The 18,202-nt window shown below is 60.3% G+C and carries 17 protein-coding genes and 4 tRNA genes; 18 read left to right on the top strand and 3 right to left on the bottom strand.

The genetic code is table 11. The features are described from left to right. The first annotated feature begins 87 nt into the window (after positions 1-87). From KZH41_RS20575 to KZH41_RS20515, 13 genes are all read left to right on the top strand, one after another. The gene (locus KZH41_RS20575) at positions 88-2,667 is read left to right on the top strand and encodes a FimV/HubP family polar landmark protein (RefSeq protein ID WP_094953102.1); all 2,580 of its coding nucleotides are present in this window, start codon (positions 88-90) and stop codon (positions 2,665-2,667) included. Positions 2,668-2,898: 231 nt separating this feature from the next. Further along, complete coding sequence (gene truA / locus KZH41_RS20570; RefSeq protein WP_094953101.1) at positions 2,899-3,723, top strand: tRNA pseudouridine(38-40) synthase TruA; 825 nt, start codon at positions 2,899-2,901, stop codon at positions 3,721-3,723. A gap of 64 nt (positions 3,724-3,787) precedes the next feature. After that, a complete protein-coding gene (locus KZH41_RS20565) occupies positions 3,788-4,420 on the top strand; it encodes a phosphoribosylanthranilate isomerase (protein ID WP_263273597.1) in 633 nt (210 codons plus the stop codon). 245 nt (positions 4,421-4,665) lie between these two features. Continuing rightward, positions 4,666-5,586 carry an acetyl-CoA carboxylase, carboxyltransferase subunit beta gene (gene accD / locus KZH41_RS20560; RefSeq protein ID WP_263273596.1) on the top strand — a complete coding sequence of 307 codons (921 nt, stop codon included), beginning with the start codon at positions 4,666-4,668 and terminating at the stop codon, positions 5,584-5,586. Continuing rightward, positions 5,583-6,890: a bifunctional tetrahydrofolate synthase/dihydrofolate synthase gene (gene folC / locus KZH41_RS20555; RefSeq protein ID WP_263273595.1), complete on the top strand. Its 1,308-nt coding sequence runs from the start codon at positions 5,583-5,585 to the stop codon at positions 6,888-6,890. Before accD ends, folC begins: the two co-directional genes overlap by 4 nt. Further along, positions 6,874-7,539 (top strand): SPOR domain-containing protein, encoded by a 666-nt coding sequence (locus KZH41_RS20550; protein ID WP_094953097.1) that lies wholly within the window; start codon positions 6,874-6,876, stop codon positions 7,537-7,539. The genes folC and KZH41_RS20550 overlap by 17 nt, the downstream gene beginning before the upstream one ends. 258 nt (positions 7,540-7,797) lie before the next feature. Then, a complete protein-coding gene (locus KZH41_RS20545) occupies positions 7,798-8,355 on the top strand; it encodes a CvpA family protein (RefSeq protein WP_003192538.1) in 558 nt (185 codons plus the stop codon). A 41-nt stretch (positions 8,356-8,396) separates the two neighbouring features. Continuing rightward, a complete protein-coding gene (gene purF / locus KZH41_RS20540; RefSeq protein WP_094953096.1) occupies positions 8,397-9,902 on the top strand; it encodes an amidophosphoribosyltransferase in 1,506 nt (501 codons plus the stop codon). Positions 9,903-9,967: 65 nt separating this feature from the next. Beyond that, positions 9,968-11,179 carry an O-succinylhomoserine sulfhydrylase gene (locus KZH41_RS20535; RefSeq protein ID WP_010566994.1) on the top strand — a complete coding sequence of 404 codons (1,212 nt, stop codon included), beginning with the start codon at positions 9,968-9,970 and terminating at the stop codon, positions 11,177-11,179. Between the two features lie 11 nt (positions 11,180-11,190). Beyond that, positions 11,191-11,955: an SDR family oxidoreductase gene (locus KZH41_RS20530; RefSeq protein WP_242151246.1), complete on the top strand. Its 765-nt coding sequence runs from the start codon at positions 11,191-11,193 to the stop codon at positions 11,953-11,955. 107 nt (positions 11,956-12,062) lie between these two features. Beyond that, positions 12,063-12,138, top strand: a tRNA-Val gene (locus tag KZH41_RS20525). 54 nt (positions 12,139-12,192) lie between these two features. Beyond that, a tRNA-Asp gene (locus KZH41_RS20520) sits at positions 12,193-12,269 on the top strand. A gap of 104 nt (positions 12,270-12,373) precedes the next feature. Further along, positions 12,374-12,450, top strand: a tRNA-Asp gene (locus tag KZH41_RS20515). A gap of 196 nt (positions 12,451-12,646) precedes the next feature. Here KZH41_RS20515 and KZH41_RS20510 read toward each other — a convergent pair. Next, positions 12,647-13,930, bottom strand: a complete 1,284-nt coding sequence (locus tag KZH41_RS20510) for an NAD(P)/FAD-dependent oxidoreductase (RefSeq protein WP_094953093.1) — start codon at positions 13,928-13,930, stop codon at positions 12,647-12,649. Between the two features lie 184 nt (positions 13,931-14,114). On the opposite strand from KZH41_RS20510, the gene KZH41_RS20505 reads away from it, so the two are divergent. Then, positions 14,115-14,191, top strand: a tRNA-Val gene (locus KZH41_RS20505). Positions 14,192-14,526: 335 nt separating this feature from the next. Here the strand turns inward: KZH41_RS20505 and KZH41_RS20500 are convergent. After that, positions 14,527-14,838 (bottom strand): hypothetical protein, encoded by a 312-nt coding sequence (locus KZH41_RS20500; RefSeq protein WP_242151095.1) that lies wholly within the window; start codon positions 14,836-14,838, stop codon positions 14,527-14,529. A 73-nt stretch (positions 14,839-14,911) separates the two neighbouring features. Between KZH41_RS20500 and KZH41_RS20495 the strand changes: the two genes are divergently transcribed. The 4 genes from KZH41_RS20495 (at position 14,912) to pcp (ending at position 17,887) form a co-directional block, all read left to right on the top strand. Next, positions 14,912-15,337 carry a GNAT family N-acetyltransferase gene (locus KZH41_RS20495; protein ID WP_242151091.1) on the top strand — a complete coding sequence of 142 codons (426 nt, stop codon included), beginning with the start codon at positions 14,912-14,914 and terminating at the stop codon, positions 15,335-15,337. 240 nt (positions 15,338-15,577) lie between these two features. After that, a complete protein-coding gene (locus tag KZH41_RS20490; RefSeq protein WP_094952256.1) occupies positions 15,578-16,294 on the top strand; it encodes a DUF969 domain-containing protein in 717 nt (238 codons plus the stop codon). Continuing rightward, the gene (locus KZH41_RS20485) at positions 16,291-17,241 is read left to right on the top strand and encodes a DUF979 domain-containing protein (protein WP_094952253.1); all 951 of its coding nucleotides are present in this window, start codon (positions 16,291-16,293) and stop codon (positions 17,239-17,241) included. The genes KZH41_RS20490 and KZH41_RS20485 overlap by 4 nt, the downstream gene beginning before the upstream one ends. A gap of 7 nt (positions 17,242-17,248) precedes the next feature. Then, positions 17,249-17,887 (top strand): pyroglutamyl-peptidase I, encoded by a 639-nt coding sequence (pcp, locus tag KZH41_RS20480; protein WP_094952252.1) that lies wholly within the window; start codon positions 17,249-17,251, stop codon positions 17,885-17,887. Between the two features lie 15 nt (positions 17,888-17,902). Here pcp and KZH41_RS20475 read toward each other — a convergent pair whose 3' ends face one another. After that, a complete protein-coding gene (locus KZH41_RS20475) occupies positions 17,903-18,127 on the bottom strand; it encodes a hypothetical protein (protein ID WP_094952251.1) in 225 nt (74 codons plus the stop codon). Between the last annotated feature and the right edge of the window lie 75 nt (positions 18,128-18,202).

Raw genomic sequence — 18,202 nt, 5'->3', positions numbered from 1 at the left:
TCGGTGACCTATCGGCTCGCCATGCCTAATGGCAGCGGTTACCAACCTTCTCGCAGGTCGGGGAGTGTTCAGACAAAGGATGAGGCTATGGTTCAAGTTCGCAAACTGGTGTTAGCAATAGCGGCCGCCTCGGCGCTGTCCTCCGGTATGGCGCAGGCGCTGCAGCTTGGGGAGATGACCCTCAAGTCGAAGTTGAACCAGCCGTTGTCAGTGGAAATCGAATTGCTCGATGTCGGTGGCCTTACGGCTTCCGAGATCACGCCCAGCCTGGCGTCTGACCAGGCATATGTGGATGCGGGCGTGGATCGCCAGGCGTTTCTCAATGACCTGACATTTACCCCAGTGGTCAATCCAAGTGGCCGCAGTGTGGTGCGCGTTACCTCCAGCAAGCCGCTGCCCGATTCCTACGTACGTTTCTTGTTGCAGGTGCAATGGCCTAACGGCCGCCTGATGCGCGACTACAGTGTGCTGCTCGACCCGGCGAAGTTTGAGCAATCGACGCCCGCCGTCAGCGCGCCTGCACCGCGCTTGAGTGCGCCGTCTGCTACAACGCCCGCCCGCACTGCACCGACTGTCAGCAAGGCTGCCCAGCACACCACGACGCCTCACGACACCTTGTGGGAAATTGCCGCGAAGAATCGCAACGGCGCCTCGGTCCAGCAAACCATGCTGGCTATTCAGGCGCTCAACCCTGATGCGTTTCTAGACGGCAATATCAACCGCTTGAAAACCGGCCAGGTATTGCGCCTGCCGGATCGCGTGCAAGCGACCAGCCTGCCGCAGCCTGAGGCAATTGCCGAAGTGACCGCGCAAAACGCGGCCTGGCGCGAAGGGCGCCGCACGGCTAAAAATCAAGCCGCTGGCAAGCAGCAACTGGACGCGACCAAGCGCACCCAGGCGGGCAATGCGCCGGCGAGCACCAGCGCCAAGGATAATTTGAGCCTGGTCTCGGCCGAATCCGCCAAGCCGGGCGCGAAGGGCAAGGCCGGTGATAGCCGGGCGCTAAACGACAAGCTGGCGATGACCCAGGAAGAACTGGACACCACGCGCCGCGACAATGCCGAGCTGAAAAGCCGTGCGGCGGACCTGCAAAGCCAACTGGATAAGCTGCAAAAACTGATTCAGCTGAAAAATGATCAGTTGGCTAAGTTGCAGGCTGAAAACGGTAACCCGGCAGCGGCGGCAACAGCGGCGATGCCCGCTCAGTTGGCCGGTGAGCCTGCGGCCACTGCGCCGGCAGCGGATACCACGCCGACTGCAGCAGCGCCTGCGCCCGAGCCAATCAAACCGGATGCCGCGCCTGCCGCCACCACCGAAGGCAAATTCAACGAGCTGCTGACCAACCCGGTTGTGCTTGGTGTCATTGGCGGCGCGGCCGGTCTGTTGGTGTTGTTGCTCCTGCTGCTGTGGGCGCGTCATCGCAATGCCCGTCTCGAAGAGGAAAAGCACCTGCGGATGGCGCGGGCGCTGGCTGAAGAGCCGCAATTCTCCCCGAACGTAGAGCACGATCTGCCACCGGACAGCTTTGAAGGTCTGGAAGTGGTGGCGCCGAACGTCAAGATGGCTGCCGCTCCTGCGCCCGCACCTGCTGCGGTTGCCGAGCCGGTGGTGGTGCCGTCGGTTGCCTCCGTGCTTTCGCCCTTGGCCGCTGCAGTGGCTCCGCAAAATTCCAGCGATTCGCTGGCACAAGCTCAATCCCATATTGATCGCGGTCATTTGAACCAGGCTGCCGACGTCCTTCAGCAGGCGATCAAGCACGAGCCCAAACGCAGCGACCTGCGTTTGAAGTTGATGGAGGTTTACGGCCTGCAAGGCGATAAGGACGGCTTCATCAGCCAGGAGCGTCAACTGGTGGCCACGGGTGAAAATCACGCCCAGGTTGAACAACTAAAAGGCCGCTTCCCGGGCATGGCTGTGTTGGCAGCGGGCGTCAGTGCTGCGGTTGCTGCGGCAGCCTTGGACGCGCAATACGTCAAGAACTTGCTGGAAGACAAGCCGGCCGCACCGGCTCCAGTACCAGACGCTTTCGACACCGATTTTGACTTGAGCCTGGACGATCTGGAAGCCGCTTCACCTGCCGTGGTTCGCCCGGAGGATGAGCTGAGTTTTGAATCTGTCCTGCAGCGCCAGACCGAAGCTAAGACTGCCCCGGACGATCTGTCGGACTTCGACCTGGACCTGCAACTGGAAGCGCCGTCTTCCACCCAAGCTGACGACGATTTCCTTTCCGGCCTTGAAGAGCAGATGAAGGATGTGCAGGCGGCTCAGCCGCCGACGCTCACGCCCGCCGCGTTGGACGACTTGGACCTGCCGGAAGACTTCGACTTGTCCCTGGCTGACGAGCCGCAAGCACCGGCTGCAACCAAGCCGGATGCCTTCGCGTCTGAGTTGGATGACGTCAACGCCGAGCTGGATCGCCTGTCCCAGAGCCTGGAGCATCCGCCGATCGAGCCTTCGTTCACCGCTGAAGACGCCGCGTCGGGCGGTGATGAGCCGGAATTTGATTTCCTCTCCGGCACCGACGAGGTCGCCACCAAGTTGGACCTGGCCCAGGCCTACATCGACATGGGCGATGCCGACGGTGCGCGCGACATCCTTTCCGAAGTGCTGACCGAAGGCGATGAGGCCCAACGTGGTGAGGCCAAGGAAATGCTCGGCAAAATCTAAGGTGCAACGCAGAACCAATGTGGGAGCTGACTTGCCTGCGATGCGGGCAACTCGGTTTATCTGTTACATCGCATTGATGCAATCGCAGGCAAGCCAGCTCCCACACATCAGGCCTTCGCATGGCTTGCAACAAAAGCGCCCCTCATATCTGCTCCGCCTTTATAATGGCCGCCTTTGCGCAACTCATCGGGCTCTCAGTTCTTGGCAAATATAGATAACGCGGCCGCCGAAATGGCAGCCGCAGGCTTTAATCGCATCGCCCTGGGCGTGGAATACAAAGGCTCGCGCTATCGCGGCTGGCAGCGCCAGGCCTCTGGTGTGCTGACGGTGCAGGAAACCCTCGAAAACGCGTTATCGAAGGTCGCCGATTCGCCGGTGTCGCTGATGTGTGCCGGGCGTACCGACGCCGGTGTGCACGCCTGCGGCCAAGTGGTGCACTTCGATACCCAGGCCGAGCGCACGATGAAGGCGTGGGTGATGGGCGCAAATATCAATTTGCCGCATGACGTCAGCGTCACCTGGGCCAAGGTCATGCCTGCGGATTTTCATGCGCGCTTCAAGGCCATCGCCCGGCGCTACCGCTATGTGATCTACAACGATCAGATCCGCCCGGCGCACCTCAATCAAGAAATTACCTGGAATCACCGCCCGCTGGACGCCGAGCGCATGGCCGAGGCCGCGCAGCATTTGGTCGGCGTGCATGATTTCAGTGCGTTCCGTGCCGGCCAGTGTCAGGCCAAGTCGCCGATCAAGGAAGTGCATCACCTGCGCGTGACCCGTCACGGCAAGATGATCGTGCTGGATATTCGTGCCGGCGCCTTCCTGCACCATATGGTGCGCAACATTGCCGGCGTGTTGATGACCATCGGCACCGGCGAGCGCCCGGTGGAGTGGGCGAAGGAAGTGTTGGAAAGCCGTGTTCGTCGTACCGGCGGGGTGACCGCGCACCCGTTCGGCCTTTATCTGGTGGATGTGGAGTACCGCGACGAGTTCGAATTGCCCGATCGTTTCATCGGGCCACACTTCCTCACAGGTTTCAGCGAACTTGGCGGCTGACGCCCGGAAAAGCTTTTGTTACCATCCGGGACTTTCTCGGTTCAACCCCTGAGGTTTCTACGATATGGCAGCCGTTCGCAGCAAGATTTGCGGGATTACCCGCATAGAAGACGCGCTGGCGGCTGTCGAGGCGGGGGCGGACGCCATTGGTTTGGTGTTTTATGCCAAGAGCCCGCGGGCTGTGAACGTGTTGCAGGCGCGGGCGATCATCGCCGCGCTGCCGCCGTTCGTGACCACCGTGGGCTTGTTCGTCAACGCCAGCCGTTGCGAACTCAACGAAACCCTGGATGCCGTGCAGCTCGACATGCTGCAGTTTCACGGCGACGAAAGCCCTGACGAATGTGAAAGCTACCAGCGCCCGTATATTAAGGCGTTGCGCGTCAAGTCCGGGGATGACATCGCTGCCGCATGTGCTGCCTATACTGGCGCTCGCGCAATCTTGTTGGACACTTATGTCGAAGGTGTGCCCGGTGGTACGGGTGAGGCGTTTGACTGGTCGTTGATACCCGAAGGCCTGAGCAAGCCGATCATCCTGGCCGGTGGGCTCAACCCCGCGAATGTCGGGGCGGCCATTGAGCGGGTCCGGCCGTATGCCGTGGATGTCAGCGGTGGGGTAGAGCAGGGCAAAGGCATCAAGGATCACCACAAGATTCGCGCGTTCATGCAAGCCGTGCGCAACAGCAGTGGCGCGATGTGACGGCTGGCAGTCTGCCGCCGTCCATAACTACCACTGTGTAAAACAGCACCGGCGCCGCCTGCGGGAGGCCCGGACATGAAGTGGCAACCCTGCGCTGGCAGGTTGTCTGGAAGGCTGAGGGTACAGGCAGGAAATGGCCGGTCGAGCGTCTGACCCCGTCCAGTCTGTGTCATCGCCACATATGAATTTAGCTCAAGGGCATACGCGGGGCTGTGTTCAAGCCACCGGTACTGGAGAAAGAAAGCATGAGCAACTGGTTAGTAGACAAACTGATCCCTTCGATCATGCGTTCCGAGGTGAAGAAAAGCTCGGTTCCTGAAGGTCTGTGGCATAAGTGCCCCTCCTGCGACGCGGTGCTGTACCGCCCGGAGCTGGAAAAGACTCTGGATGTTTGCCCCAAGTGCAACCACCACATGCGTATCGGCGCCCGCGCCCGCATCGACATCTTCCTCGACGCCGTTGGCCGTGCCGAGTTGGGTGCTGAGCTGGAGCCGGTTGACCGTCTCAAGTTCCGCGACGGCAAGAAGTACAAGGACCGCCTGACCGCTGCGCAGAAGCAGACCGGTGAGAAAGACGCGCTGATTTCCGTCAGCGGCAAGTTGCTGGGCATGCCGGTGGTGGTTTCCGCATTTGAATTTTCCTTTATGGGCGGCTCCATGGGTGCCATCGTTGGTGAGCGTTTCGTACGTGCCGCCAATTACGCCCTGGAAAACCGTTGCCCGATGATCTGCTTCGCCGCCTCCGGTGGCGCGCGTATGCAGGAAGCGCTGATCTCTCTGATGCAAATGGCCAAGACCTCCGCGGTGCTGGCGCGTCTGCGTGAAGAAGGCATCCCGTTCATCTCCGTGCTGACCGACCCGGTCTACGGTGGTGTTTCCGCCAGCCTGGCGATGCTGGGTGATGTGATCGTCGGCGAACCTAAAGCCCTGATCGGCTTTGCCGGCCCGCGCGTGATCGAGCAGACCGTTCGCGAAAAACTGCCCGAAGGTTTCCAGCGCAGCGAGTTCCTGCTGGAGCACGGCGCCATCGACATGATCATCGCCCGTGGCGAGCTGCGTCCACGCCTGGGTAACCTGCTGGCGCAAATGATGGGCCTGCCGACACCTGTGTACGTCGCGCCTAAAATCGAACCGATTGTTGTGCCGCCGGTGCCTGCAAACCTATGACCCAACGTACCCTGGGCGAATGGCTCGCCTACCTTGAGCAGTTGCATCCGTCAGCCATCGACATGGGCCTGGAGCGCTCGCAACAGGTAGCGGCCCGCCTTGGGTTGGGCCGGCCGGCGCCGCGTGTGATCACGGTGACCGGCACCAACGGCAAAGGCTCTACCTGCGCCTTTGTCGCTGCGCTGCTGCAAGCCCAAGGGCTGAAAGTCGGCGTCTACAATTCCCCGCACCTGCTGCGTTATAACGAGCGGGTGCAGCTCAATGGCGTCGAAGCCACTGACGAGCAGCTCTGCGAAGCCTTTGCCGCACTGGATGCCGGGCGGGGTGAGATTTCCCTGACTTACTTCGAAATGGGCACCCTGGCGGCGTTCTGGCTGTTCGAGCGTGCGCAATTGGACGTGGTCGTCCTGGAGGTCGGCTTGGGTGGGCGGCTGGACACGGTCAACGTGGTGGATGCCGACCTGGCGCTGGTCACCAGCATTGGTGTTGACCATGCCGACTACCTGGGCAATACCCGTGAGTCGGTGGCCTTTGAAAAGGCCGGGATCTTGCGCCAGGGCAAGCCTGCGCTGTGTGGTGACCTGGACCCGCCGCAGCCCTTGCTCGACAAGGTGCGCGAGCTGGGTTGCCCGTTTTACCTGCGCGGCCGCGAATTCAATCTCGAGATCGGCGCTCAGCATTGGCAATGGCGTGGGCATGACGCGCGTGGCCAAGTGGTCGAATTACGCGATCTGCCGCTGCTGAACCTACCGATGGAAAACGCCGCGCTCGCGCTGCAAGCCTACCTGCTGCTGGATCTGCCTTGGCATGCCGAGCAGATTGCTGCCACATTGCTGGCAACCCGTGTAGTTGGGCGACTGGATCGTCGCACCTTCGAGTGGGAAGGCAAGCGCCTGAACCTGTTGCTGGATGTGGGGCATAACCCCCACGCCGCTGAGTACTTGGCGCAACGCCTGTCACGCACGCCGCCGGTCGGTCGTCGCCTGGCGGTGTTCGGGGTGTTGGTGGATAAAGACTTGGGCGGCGTAGTTGCGCCGTTGTTGGGCAATGTCCAGGCTTGGGCGGTCGCGCCGCTGGATACGCCGCGCAGTCGCCCGGCTGCTGAGTTGGAAGTGGCTTTGCAGAACCTTGGTGCGTCGGTGGCGTCGTATGCAAGCGTCACCGCTGCGCTTGAAGCGCAGTGCGCGGTGGCCACGGCCGAGGACGAGATTCTGTTGTTCGGATCATTTTATTGTGTTGCCGAGGCGCTAGAGTGGTTGGCCCGGCGCTCCACGGAGGAAGCTGCACATGGCATTACTGGATAGCGCGTACAAGCAGCGAATGGTTGGAGCCCTGGTGTTGGTGGCATTGGCGGTGATTTTCCTGCCGATGCTGTTTTCCCGCCAGGACGAACAGCGCCAGGTAGTGGTTGAGGCTCCGGCTACGCCCCAGGCACCGACGGTGCCTCAGGTTCAGGTTGAGCCGGTGGTGGTGCCCGATCCGCAAGCATTGCCTGAAGAGCCTGTGCCGAGCGATGAGGAGGTGGCTGCGCAGCAGGCGCCGACCATGCCGGTGCAGCCGAGTGTTCCGGTGGTCAAGCCGGCGCCTGCCCCAGCCGCCCCCGTCGTCGCTGCCAAGCCGGCCGCGCCAGCCCCTGCGCCCAAACCGGTGGCGCCGCAACCTGCCGCGCCGGGTAAGCCGGATGTGGGCCAAAGCCGCATCGACCCGAATGGCTTGCCGATCAGTTGGTCGATCCAGCTCGCCAGCCTGGCCAATCGTGATAGCGCCGAAGCCTTGCAGAAAAAACTGCGTACTCAGGGCTACAACGCCTATATCCGCAGTGCTGATGGCAAAAACCGGGTGTTTATCGGGCCGTTGATCGAGCGTGCCGAGGCGGACCGCCTGCGGGACTTGCTGGGTCGCCAGCAGAATCTGAATGGTTTTGTGGTGCGTTTCCAGCCTGAGCGCGGCTGAATAACTGCCAGCTTCTGATTGGAATGCAGGCCGAATGTGGGAGCTGGCTTGCCTGCGATAGCGGTGGCTCAGTCAACAGCGATGTTGGGTGCGCCTGCCTCGTCGCAGGCAAGCCAGCTCCCACATTGTTTTTTGGTGGTCTTGAAAGCGCGTTCGCTCTACACAACCCATTGATTTGCAAAGCACCCGCAATCACAGCTTACCGATAGCCCGGCGCTCTGCTAAAATGCGCCGCCTTATCCGTACGTAGGCTGCACTGTGCCATTTACCTGGGTTGATTGGGCGATCGTTGCAATCGTCGCCATCTCCGCATTGATCAGTCTAAGCCGCGGCTTCGTAAAAGAAGCACTGTCGTTGCTGACCTGGATCATCGCAGGAGTCGTAGCCTGGATGTTCGGTGGTTCACTGTCGGTTTACCTGGCCGGTTACATCGAGACACCTTCGGCTCGCGTCATCGCGGGCTGCGCCATCATGTTCATCGCCACGCTGCTGGTGGGGGCAATGGTCAATTATCTTATTGGCGAGTTGATACGTGTCACCGGCCTCTCAGGGACCGATCGATTTCTCGGCATGGCCTTCGGCGCCGCGCGTGGCGCATTGCTGGTGGTTGTGGCGGTTGGGCTGTTGAGCCTGGGGCCGGTACAGCAGGATTCGTGGTGGCAGGAGTCGGTACTCGTGCCAAAATTTCTATTGGTTGCAGATTGGTCCAAGAACCTCATTTTGGGGTGGAGCAGTCAGTGGCTGGCCAGCGGAATCAGCGTACCCGCTGATCTTCCGTTCAAGGAACACCTCTTACCGGCCAAAACGCCTCAGTAAGCTGTGTTCAGTCAAGATTCATTAAGTAGGGGTTGCGTCGCATGTGTGGCATCGTCGGTATCGTCGGTAAGTCGAACGTCAATCAGGCGCTGTATGACGCGCTAACCGTCCTCCAGCACCGCGGCCAGGACGCTGCCGGTATTGTGACCAGCCACGACGGCCGGTTATTCCTGCGCAAGGACAATGGTCTGGTGCGTGACGTGTTCCATCAGCGTCACATGCAGCGCCTCGTCGGGCACATGGGCATTGGCCATGTGCGTTACCCGACTGCTGGTAGCTCGACCTCGGCCGAAGCTCAACCGTTTTACGTCAACTCGCCTTACGGCATTACCCTGGCGCACAACGGTAACCTGACCAACGTTGAACAGCTGGCCAAGGAGATTTACGAATCTGACCTGCGCCACGTCAACACCAGCTCCGACTCGGAAGTGCTGCTCAACGTGTTCGCCCACGAGCTGGCCCAGCGCGGCAAGCTGCAGCCGACCGAAGAAGACGTGTTCGCTGCCGTGACTGACGTGCACAACCGTTGCGTCGGTGGTTACGCGGTTGTGGCCATGGTCACCGGTTACGGCATCGTCGGTTTCCGCGATCCGCACGGCATCCGCCCGATCGTGTTCGGCCAGCGTCACACCGACGAAGGCGTCGAATACATGATCGCCTCCGAAAGCGTGTCCCTCGACGTGCTGGGCTTCACCCTGATCCGCGACCTCGCGCCGGGCGAAGCGGTCTACATCACCGAAGACGGCAAGTTGCACACTCGTCAATGCGCTGTGGCACCAAAACTAACCCCGTGCATCTTCGAACACGTCTACCTGGCGCGTCCGGATTCGATCATCGACGGCGTTTCGGTGTACAAGGCGCGCCTGCGCATGGGCGAGAAGCTGGCCGAGAAGATCCTGCGCGAGCGTCCTGAGCACGATATCGACGTGGTGATCCCGATCCCGGACACCAGCCGTACCGCTGCGTTGGAACTGGCCAACCACTTGGGCGTCAAGTTCCGCGAAGGCTTCGTCAAGAACCGCTACATCGGCCGCACCTTTATCATGCCCGGCCAGGCTGCGCGCAAGAAGTCGGTACGCCAGAAGCTCAACGCCATCGAACTGGAATTCCGCGGCAAGAACGTGATGCTGGTGGACGATTCCATCGTACGCGGCACCACCTGCAAGCAGATCATCCAGATGGCCCGCGAAGCCGGCGCCAAGAACGTGTACTTCTGTTCTGCTGCACCTGCCGTGCGCTACCCGAACGTGTACGGTATCGACATGCCGAGCGCCCACGAACTGATCGCCCATAACCGTTCGACCCAGGACGTGGCTGACCTGATTGGCGCCGACTGGCTGATCTATCAGGACCTGTCGGACCTGATCGAAGCGGTCGGTGGTGGCAAGATCAAGATCGAGCAGTTCGACTGCGCCGTGTTCGATGGCAAGTACGTGACCGGTGATGTCGATGAGGCTTACCTGAACAAGATCGAGCAGGCGCGTAACGACTCGTCGAAGATCAAGACCCAGGCGGTCAGCGCGATTATCGATCTGTACAACAACTGAGTAAACACCGGCCCTGAGGGGCCGGTTTTGTATCTTAAATAAAGAATTGAGTAAGGAGTCGCAGCATGAGTCAGGAATGGGATGCCGGTCGCTTGGACAGCGACCTCGATGGCGTAGCTTTCGATACCCTGGCTGTGCGCGCTGGCCAGCACCGCACCCCGGAAGGTGAGCACGGTGACCCGATGTTCTTCACCTCCAGCTACGTGTTCCGCACCGCCGCCGACGCCGCCGCGCGTTTTGCCGGTGAAGTGCCGGGTAACGTGTATTCGCGCTACACCAACCCGACCGTGCGTGCGTTCGAGGAGCGTATCGCGGCTCTGGAGGGCGCTGAGCAGGCGGTGGCCACGGCGACCGGCATGGCTGCCATCCTGGCTGTGGTGATGAGCCTGTGCAGCGCTGGCGACCATGTGCTGGTGTCGCGCAGCGTGTTCGGTTCGACCATCAGCCTGTTCGAGAAGTACTTCAAGCGTTTTGGCATCGAAGTGGATTACGTGCCCCTGGCGGACCTGTCCGGTTGGGATGCGGCGATCAAGGCCAACACTAAATTGCTGTTTGTCGAGTCGCCGTCCAACCCGTTGGCCGAGCTGGTGGATATCGCCGCATTGTCCGAAGTGGCGCACGCCAAGGGCGCGATGCTGGTGGTCGACAACTGCTTCTGCACGCCTGCGTTGCAGCAGCCGTTGAAGCTGGGTGCGGACATTGTTGTGCACTCGGCCACCAAGTTCATCGATGGCCAGGGCCGTTGCATGGGCGGTGTAGTTGCTGGCCGCAGTGAGCAGATGAAAGAAGTGGTGGGCTTCTTGCGCACCGCCGGCCCGACTTTGAGCCCGTTCAATGCCTGGATCTTCCTCAAAGGCCTGGAAACCCTCAGCCTGCGCATGAAGGCCCATTGCGCCAATGCCCAGGCCCTGGCCGAGTGGCTGGAGCAGCAGGACGGTATCGAGAAGGTCCACTACGCAGGCCTCAAGAGCCACCCGCAACACGAATTGGCCCAGCGCCAGCAGCGTGGTTTCGGCGCCGTGGTCAGCTTCGAAGTGAAGGGTGGCAAAGAGGGCGCCTGGCGCTTTATCGATGCGACACGCTTGATCTCCATCACCGCCAACCTGGGTGATAGCAAGACCACCATTACGCACCCAAGCACCACCTCCCATGGTCGCCTGGCCCCGCAAGAGCGCGAGGCAGCCGGCATTCGTGACAGCCTGATCCGCATCGCGGTGGGCCTGGAAGATGTGGCTGACTTGCAGGCTGATCTGGCCCGCGGGCTGGCTGCCTTGTGATCGAGTGGTCCATGGAAGCTGCAGCGGCTGGTAACGGCCGTGTCGCACTGGTGACGGGCGCGGCGCGGGGCATTGGCCTGGGCATTGCCGCGTGGTTGATCAGCGAAGGCTGGCAGGTGGTGTTGACCGACCTGGACCGCGAGCGCGGCTCCAAGGTGTCCAAGGTGCTAGGTGACAACGCCTGGTTTATCACCATGGACGTGGCCGACGAAAAACAAGTCGCCCAGGGCGTTGCCGAAGTGTTGGGGCAGTTTGGGCGCCTCGACGCGCTGGTGTGCAACGCGGCGGTAGCCGACCCGCGCAATATCACCCTGGAAAGCCTCGACCTGGCGTATTGGAACCGCGTACTGGCGGTGAACCTCAGTGGGCCGATGCTGCTGGCCAAGCACTGCGCGCCGTACCTGCGTGCCCACGGCGGTGCCATCGTCAACCTGGCGTCGACCCGGGCGCGTCAGTCGGAGCCCGACACCGAGGCCTATGCAGCGAGCAAGGGCGGCCTGCTGGCCTTGACGCACGCGTTGGCCATGAGTCTGGGGCCCGAGGTGCGTGTCAACGCTGTGAGCCCTGGCTGGATCGATGCGCGTGATCCGGCGGCGCGGCGTGCCGAGCCTTTGACCGATGCCGACCATGCCCAGCATCCCGCGGGCAGGGTGGGCACGGTTGAGGACGTGGCGGCGATGGTGGCGTGGTTGCTGTCGCGCCAGGCGGGGTTTGTCACCGGGCAAGAGTTCGTGGTGGACGGCGGCATGAGCAAGAAGATGATTTACACCGAGTAGGGCGGGTAGCCGCCTTGAAGCTATTTTGTCTTTTTCAGAAAAACTTCAAGCAGGCTATTGACTTAGGTCTGCTACCTGCGTAAATTTCGCGGCCTCAACGAAGCAAAGGGTGATTAGCTCAGCTGGGAGAGCATCTGCCTTACAAGCAGAGGGTCGGCGGTTCGATCCCGTCATCACCCACCACTTCTTGAGAGTTTTGCCTTAGGGTAAGACGCAACGTTAAGGTTGCACCGACGCGCAGCGGTAGTTCAGTCGGTTAGAATACCGGCCTGTCACGCCGGGGGTCGCGGGTTCGAGTCCCGTCCGCTGCGCCATATTTCCAGGTTCGACATGTCGAGCTTGAGATTGAACAGCCAAGGCTGATCGATCAGATGTTTAAAGACCGTTGAGGGTTTACGCTCAACTGGTCAAGCGATACGCAGCGGTAGTTCAGTCGGTTAGAATACCGGCCTGTCACGCCGGGGGTCGCGGGTTCGAGTCCCGTCCGCTGCGCCATATCTGCATCAAGGCCCACTGAACGCCTTGAAGCACAAAGAAAGCCACTGGCTGACTTTGATCCGATAGCAAAGACCCTGGTCGAGAGACCGGGGTTTTTTGTGTCTGCGATTTGATAATGAGAACTGTGGGAGTCGGCTTGCCGGCGATGGCGTCTTCAAGATCGCCATCGCCGGCAAGCCGACTCCTACAGGTTTTAAAATCCTAATTTATCCCGCAAACCGTAATACCACGCGCCTAGCGCTGCGAACGGCGTGCGCAACAGTTGCCCACCTGGGAACGGGTAGTGCGGCAGGTCGGCAAACGCATCAAAACGCTCTGCCTGGCCTCTCAGCGCTTCCGCCAGTACCTTGCCTGCCAAGTGCGTGTACGTTACGCCATGGCCGCTGCAGCCCTGTGAGTAATAGATGTTGTCGCCCAGTCGACCGACCTGCGGCAGGCGCGACAGGGTTAGCAGGAAATTACCGGTCCAGGCGTAATCGATTTTCACATCCTTGAGCTGCGGGAAGGCCTTGAGCATCTTCGGGCGGATGATCGCTTCGATATTGGCCGGGTCACGCGCGCCATACACCACGCCGCCGCCAAAGATCAGGCGCTTGTCGCTGGTGAGGCGATAGTAGTCGAGCAGGTAGTTGCAGTCTTCGACGCAATAATCCTGCGGCAGCAACGTCTTGGCCAGCTCATCGCCCAGCGGTGCTGTGGTGATGACCTGGGTGCCACAAGGCATAGATTTGGCCGCCAGCTCCGGTACCAGGTTGCCCAGGTAGGCGTTGCCCGCGACGATGATGAACTTGGCCCTGACTTTGCCTTCGGCGGTGTGCACCACCGGGTTGGCGCCGCGCTCGATGCGTATGGCGGCCGATTGCTCGTAGATCGTGCCGCCCAGGGACTCCACAGCCGCCGCTTCACCCAGTGCCAGGTTGAGCGGATGAATGTGCCCGCCACTCATGTCCAGCAGGCCGCCGACATAGTTGTCACACGCTACAACTTCACGAATACGGCGTTCATCCAGCAACTCAAGCTGCGTATGGCCGTAGCGTTCCCACAGGCGCTGCTGCGACTCCAGATGGCCCATGTGCTTGCTGTTGAGGGCGGCGAACACGCCGCCGTCCTTCAAGTCGCACTGGATCTGATACTTGGCCACACGCTCACGAATGATTTTGCTGCCCTCAAACGCCATTTGCCCTAGCAACTGTGCCTGCTTTGGGCCAACGCTGCGTTCGATCACATCAATGTCACGGCTGTAGCTGTTGACGATTTGCCCACCGTTACGGCCCGACGCGCCAAACCCCACCTTGGCGGCTTCCAGCACCGTGACGCGAAAACCGTTCTCCAGCAGAAACAGCGCGCTGGAAAGACCGGTGTAGCCGGCACCGATCACGCACACATCGGTTTCGACTTCGCCTTGCAGTACCGGGCGCGGTGGAACCGCATTCGCGGACGCGGCGTAATACGACTGGGGGTAGGGGGTGTTCGCCATCCTGGAACCTCTGTTTTATATTTTTTACGAGTGCCCAGATCCTACCTGAGTTGAAAATTGCCTGCCAGCCACCCGAAAACGACGGGCGTACCCCCGGCAAATAAATAATTCGCATATTCATAGGGTTAGCTGCAAAAAAGATGTTGACACCCCTCCACAATTCCGTAGAATGCCGCCTCACAGCAGGCACGTAGCTCAGTTGGTTAGAGCACCACCTTGACATGGTGGGGGTCGTTGGTTCGAGTCCAATCGCGCCTACCAAACAAAATCCGCTCTGCTGGGCGGTCTAGAAGGGCTCACCGAAAGGTGGGCCCTTTTTTGTTGTCTGGAACTCAAGCAAAGCTTCGCCAAGCCGCTTTACGGCTCGCTTTAACGCGGGGGATTTGCTCAACAGAACAGCGTAGCCACCGATAACAGGCAGATGATTTGCACCACCATCTGGCAGCGTATCTCACCATTCGTTGTCGCCATATACATTTGTCCGGCGTACATAGTGGCTACCTCATTGTCGGCAATTCTTCATCGGCATTAGTGCCGTGCTCGATGCGCAGAAACGCGCAGTGGCTCTATTGAGTATAGGTCCGTAACAGGATTCGTCACGAATGAGCCGATTTAACGCGATTGAGCACACTGTCCCCGGCCTGCGTCGGCAAGCGATACACGTCAATCAACCCCAGTATCCCAGCCAGCGCCACGCCGACGAACGCCACCCGAAAATCCCCGGCGCCAGCCTGTATCTCATGCCCGTTCATCGCGATGGACGCGCGCAACAACAGCGCCGCAATCGACACGCTCAAGCCCATGACCTGTTGGAACGCCATGCTGAACAGCGCCGACGCCTCGCTCGTGCGGGCTTTGGGCTCATCGGCGAAGCCAATCCGGGTCAGTCCTGGGCTCGCACGTTCCAATCACCGTGCCTGCATTGCCAGCGTCGGATTGGGCATACTGGCGTGCAACTGAATTCAACCCAGGGAGCTTGCAATGGAATTGGCAATGGAGGTGTCGTTCGACGTCACGGCAGAGGAGCGTGAGGCCATCCTCAAACCGCTGAGGGCCTATAACCTCAGCCATACCGGCGACATGGCGTTTGAAACGGTCGGGATTTTCTTGCGCGACCCCGCCACCCAGGAAGTGGTCGGTGGCCTCTACGGGAAGATTTCCCACGGGTGGCTGTTCATTGAGCTCTTGAGCATCCCCGACCAGATGCGCACACAAGGTACCGGCACGCGTTTGATGTGCGCCGCTGAAGACCTGGCCCGTCAGCGGGGATGTGTCGGGATCTGGCTGGACACCTTCAGCTTCCAGGCGCCGGGGTTCTATCGAAAGCTGGGCTTCAGCGAGGTTGGCCACATTGCCGATTACCCACCGGGCCACCAACGGTATTTTTTCCAAAAACGCCTGGCCTGAATCCCGTGCGGCGCCAGATCACCTGGCGCCATTCATCCACAAAATTTATTGGTTTGCAGCAACAATTTTTCTTGTTGGACACCTCCCGCCCCCAAGCAGCACAGTTGCCGCCACTGACGCTCGACCTTCAAGGTCAACAATAAAAACCGCGCCGGGCTGCACGCCACTTTCATGCTGTGAACGCTTTGTTCACATCCTGCTGCAATGGCGCCGCAACGCGCATTCAAGGACCTCATCGTCATGCAAACTGTTGTGAACCTATGGCCGTTGATCGGCGTGCTTGTCATCGTGGTTGGCTTCGTCTTGCGCTTCAATCCGCTGCTGGTGGTCACCGCTGCTGCCATCGTCACCGGGCTCGCCGCGCACTTTCCGTTGGAAAAAATCCTCGCCAGCATGGGCGATGGTTTCCTTCAGACCCGTGCCTTGCAACTCATCCTGTTATTGCCCCTGGCGGTCATCGGCCTGCTGGAGCGCCATGGCCTGCGCTTGCATGCGCAGAACTGGATTGCGCGCTTCGAGCGCGCCACGGTCGGGCGTTTGTTAATCATCTACTTGTTTGTGCGCGAGTCCACGGCGGCCATGGGCCTGACCAGCCTGGGCGGACATCCGCAGATGGTACGGCCACTGCTGGCGCCGATGGCCGAAGGTGCAGCAGAAAAACGCTACGGCAAGTTGCCGGACAAGGTGCGCCACAAGGTGCTGGCCATGTGTGCGGCGACCGATAACGTCGGGCTGTTTTTCGGTGAAGACATCTTTGTCGCCTTTGGCGCGATTGCACTGATGCACACCTTCCTGTTGGGCTCGGGAATTGATGTGGAGCCGTTGCACATTGCGGTGTGGGGCATCCCGACGGCGATTTGTGCGTTTATCATCCATGCGATTCGCCTGCATCGATTTGATCGAAGGCTCACCCGTGAGATGACACCTGCTGCCGCCCCAGTGGAGGCTGCGCAATGATCATCTCTATCCAATACCTGTACTGGCTGGCCGGCGTTTTGTTGCTGATTACCGCGGGCATGATTCTGTTCGACCGAACCCATCCAAAACGCTGGTCCACCGCCTTGTTCTGGTTGCTGTTTGCCATCCCGTTCTTGGTCGGTGAGCGCCTGCCATCGGTGGTGATTGGTGCCGGCGTGGTAGTGATGGCATTGATTGCGGGCCTGGGTGGCGTTGGCCGTGGCAAGCATATCGAACTGCATGACAAAGCATCCCGTGCGAGTGCCGCCCGCCTGGGGCACAAATTGTTTATTCCGGCGTTGGCGATTCCCCTGACCACGGTGATTGGTTCGGTGCTGCTCAAGCACACTGAAATTGGCGGCGTGCCGCTGCTGGACCCCAAAAACACGACGTTTGTATCCTTGGGCATCGGTTGCCTGATCGCGCTGGGCCTGGCGTGCTGGCTGACCCGCGACACTCCTGTGCAAGCCTTGCGCGAATCCCGACGTCTGACTGAAGCCCTGGGCTGGGCCATGGTGTTGCCTCAAATGCTGGCAATGCTCGGGTTGTTGTTCAATGAAGCCGGCGTCGGCACGGCTGTCGCCCATGTCACCACCACCTACATCAACCTGGATTTCAAGTTGGTAGCGGTGATGGTTTACGTACTGGGCATGGCGCTGTTCACCGTGATTATGGGTAATGGTTTCGCGGCTTTCCCAGTCATGACCGGCGGAGTCGGTGTGCCGGTGCTGGTAGGTATCTATGGGGGTAACCCGGCGGTGATGGCGGCGATCGGCATGTTCTCCGGCTACTGCGGTACGCTGATGACGCCAATGGCCGCCAACTTCAATATCGTCCCGGCGGCGTTGCTGGAGTTGCCGGATAAGAACGCGGTCATCAAGGCTCAACTGCCGACTGCGTTGATGATGCTGGTGGTCAATATTGTCCTGCTCTATCTGTTGATGTGAGGCCAAGATGCAAACTGTGTTGTTGACGGGCTTCGAGCCCTTTGATCAAGACCTGATCAACCCCTCCTGGGAGGCCGCGCGCCAGTTGGATGGCGTGCAATTAGGCGGGGATGTGCAAATTGTTGCGCGTCGACTGCCCTGTGCATTTGCCACGGCGGGAGACTGCCTGACGCAGTTCATCGCCGAATTGCGCCCGGTGATGGTGATTGCCACGGGGCTAGGGCCCGGGCGTGGTGATATTTCGATTGAGCGGGTGGCGATCAACGTGAACGATGCCCGCATCCCCGACAATTTAGGGGCGCAACCTATCGACACAGCGGTGATAGTCGGAGGGCCGGCGGCCTACTTCACTACGTTGCCGATCAAGGCGATGGTCAAGGCGGTGCGCGAGGCAGGCATTGCTGCATCGGTGTCGCAGACGGCCGGGACATTCGTGTGTAATCAGGTGTTTTACCTGTTGCAGCATGCGCTTGCCGGTACGGCTATACGCAGTGGTTTTATCCATGTGCCACCCAGCCCGCCGCAAGAGGTTTCGGCGCAACCTTCGATGGCGCTGGTGACGTTGGTTGAAGGTTTACGTGTTGCGGTACAGGCGGCCTGGGACACGCAGGTCGATATTCTGCAAACCGGTGGGCAGGTCAGTTGACCTGCCGAACTGATCTTAGCTGGCCAACAGTCGGGTCAGGCCAAAGGTAATGGCGCAGGCCAGCCCCGTCATTGCGAACGCAGTGGCCACGTACCATTTGATCAGATTCAGCTCCGTTGTCGCCAGGTCCGCTCGGGTGGCGAAGTGCTTTTCAAACGAGTCTGCTTTGCTTGAAACGGCGAATAGCTTCTCTTTCATGTCAGCCAGCCCCTTCTCCAATAAACCCAAGCGTTTTTCCATACCTGAACCTCCGTCATTGCCTCCGCCGGCTCTACCTTGAGCCGGGATGTTCAGCGCTTTCGTCCCACCGAGTTG

The sequence above is a fragment of the Pseudomonas sp. YeP6b genome, assembly GCF_025642995.1.
Classification (GTDB): Bacteria; Pseudomonadota; Gammaproteobacteria; order Pseudomonadales; family Pseudomonadaceae; genus Aquipseudomonas.
This window is presented reverse-complemented; position numbering and strand designations above follow the sequence as displayed.

Bases quoted from the DNA above. Each gene is read 5' to 3' on its own strand.
- KZH41_RS20495 (WP_242151091.1), top strand. From the start codon at position 14,912: ATGGAATTGGCAATGGAGGTGTCGTTCGACGTCACGGCAGAGGAGCGT.
- KZH41_RS20485 (WP_094952253.1), top strand. From the start codon at position 16,291: ATGATCATCTCTATCCAATACCTGTACTGGCTGGCCGGCGTTTTGTTG.
- KZH41_RS20535 (WP_010566994.1), top strand. From the start codon at position 9,968: ATGAGTCAGGAATGGGATGCCGGTCGCTTGGACAGCGACCTCGATGGC.
- truA (WP_094953101.1), top strand. From the start codon at position 2,899: ATGGCAGCCGCAGGCTTTAATCGCATCGCCCTGGGCGTGGAATACAAA.
- folC (WP_263273595.1), top strand. From the start codon at position 5,583: ATGACCCAACGTACCCTGGGCGAATGGCTCGCCTACCTTGAGCAGTTG.
- purF (WP_094953096.1), top strand. From the start codon at position 8,397: ATGTGTGGCATCGTCGGTATCGTCGGTAAGTCGAACGTCAATCAGGCG.
- KZH41_RS20530 (WP_242151246.1), top strand. From the start codon at position 11,191: ATGGAAGCTGCAGCGGCTGGTAACGGCCGTGTCGCACTGGTGACGGGC.
- KZH41_RS20550 (WP_094953097.1), top strand. From the start codon at position 6,874: ATGGCATTACTGGATAGCGCGTACAAGCAGCGAATGGTTGGAGCCCTG.
- KZH41_RS20475 (WP_094952251.1), bottom strand. From the start codon at position 18,127: ATGGAAAAACGCTTGGGTTTATTGGAGAAGGGGCTGGCTGACATGAAA.
- accD (WP_263273596.1), top strand. From the start codon at position 4,666: ATGAGCAACTGGTTAGTAGACAAACTGATCCCTTCGATCATGCGTTCC.
- KZH41_RS20575 (WP_094953102.1), top strand. From the start codon at position 88: ATGGTTCAAGTTCGCAAACTGGTGTTAGCAATAGCGGCCGCCTCGGCG.
- KZH41_RS20510 (WP_094953093.1), bottom strand. From the start codon at position 13,930: ATGGCGAACACCCCCTACCCCCAGTCGTATTACGCCGCGTCCGCGAAT.
- pcp (WP_094952252.1), top strand. From the start codon at position 17,249: ATGCAAACTGTGTTGTTGACGGGCTTCGAGCCCTTTGATCAAGACCTG.
- KZH41_RS20490 (WP_094952256.1), top strand. From the start codon at position 15,578: ATGCAAACTGTTGTGAACCTATGGCCGTTGATCGGCGTGCTTGTCATC.
- KZH41_RS20565 (WP_263273597.1), top strand. From the start codon at position 3,788: ATGGCAGCCGTTCGCAGCAAGATTTGCGGGATTACCCGCATAGAAGAC.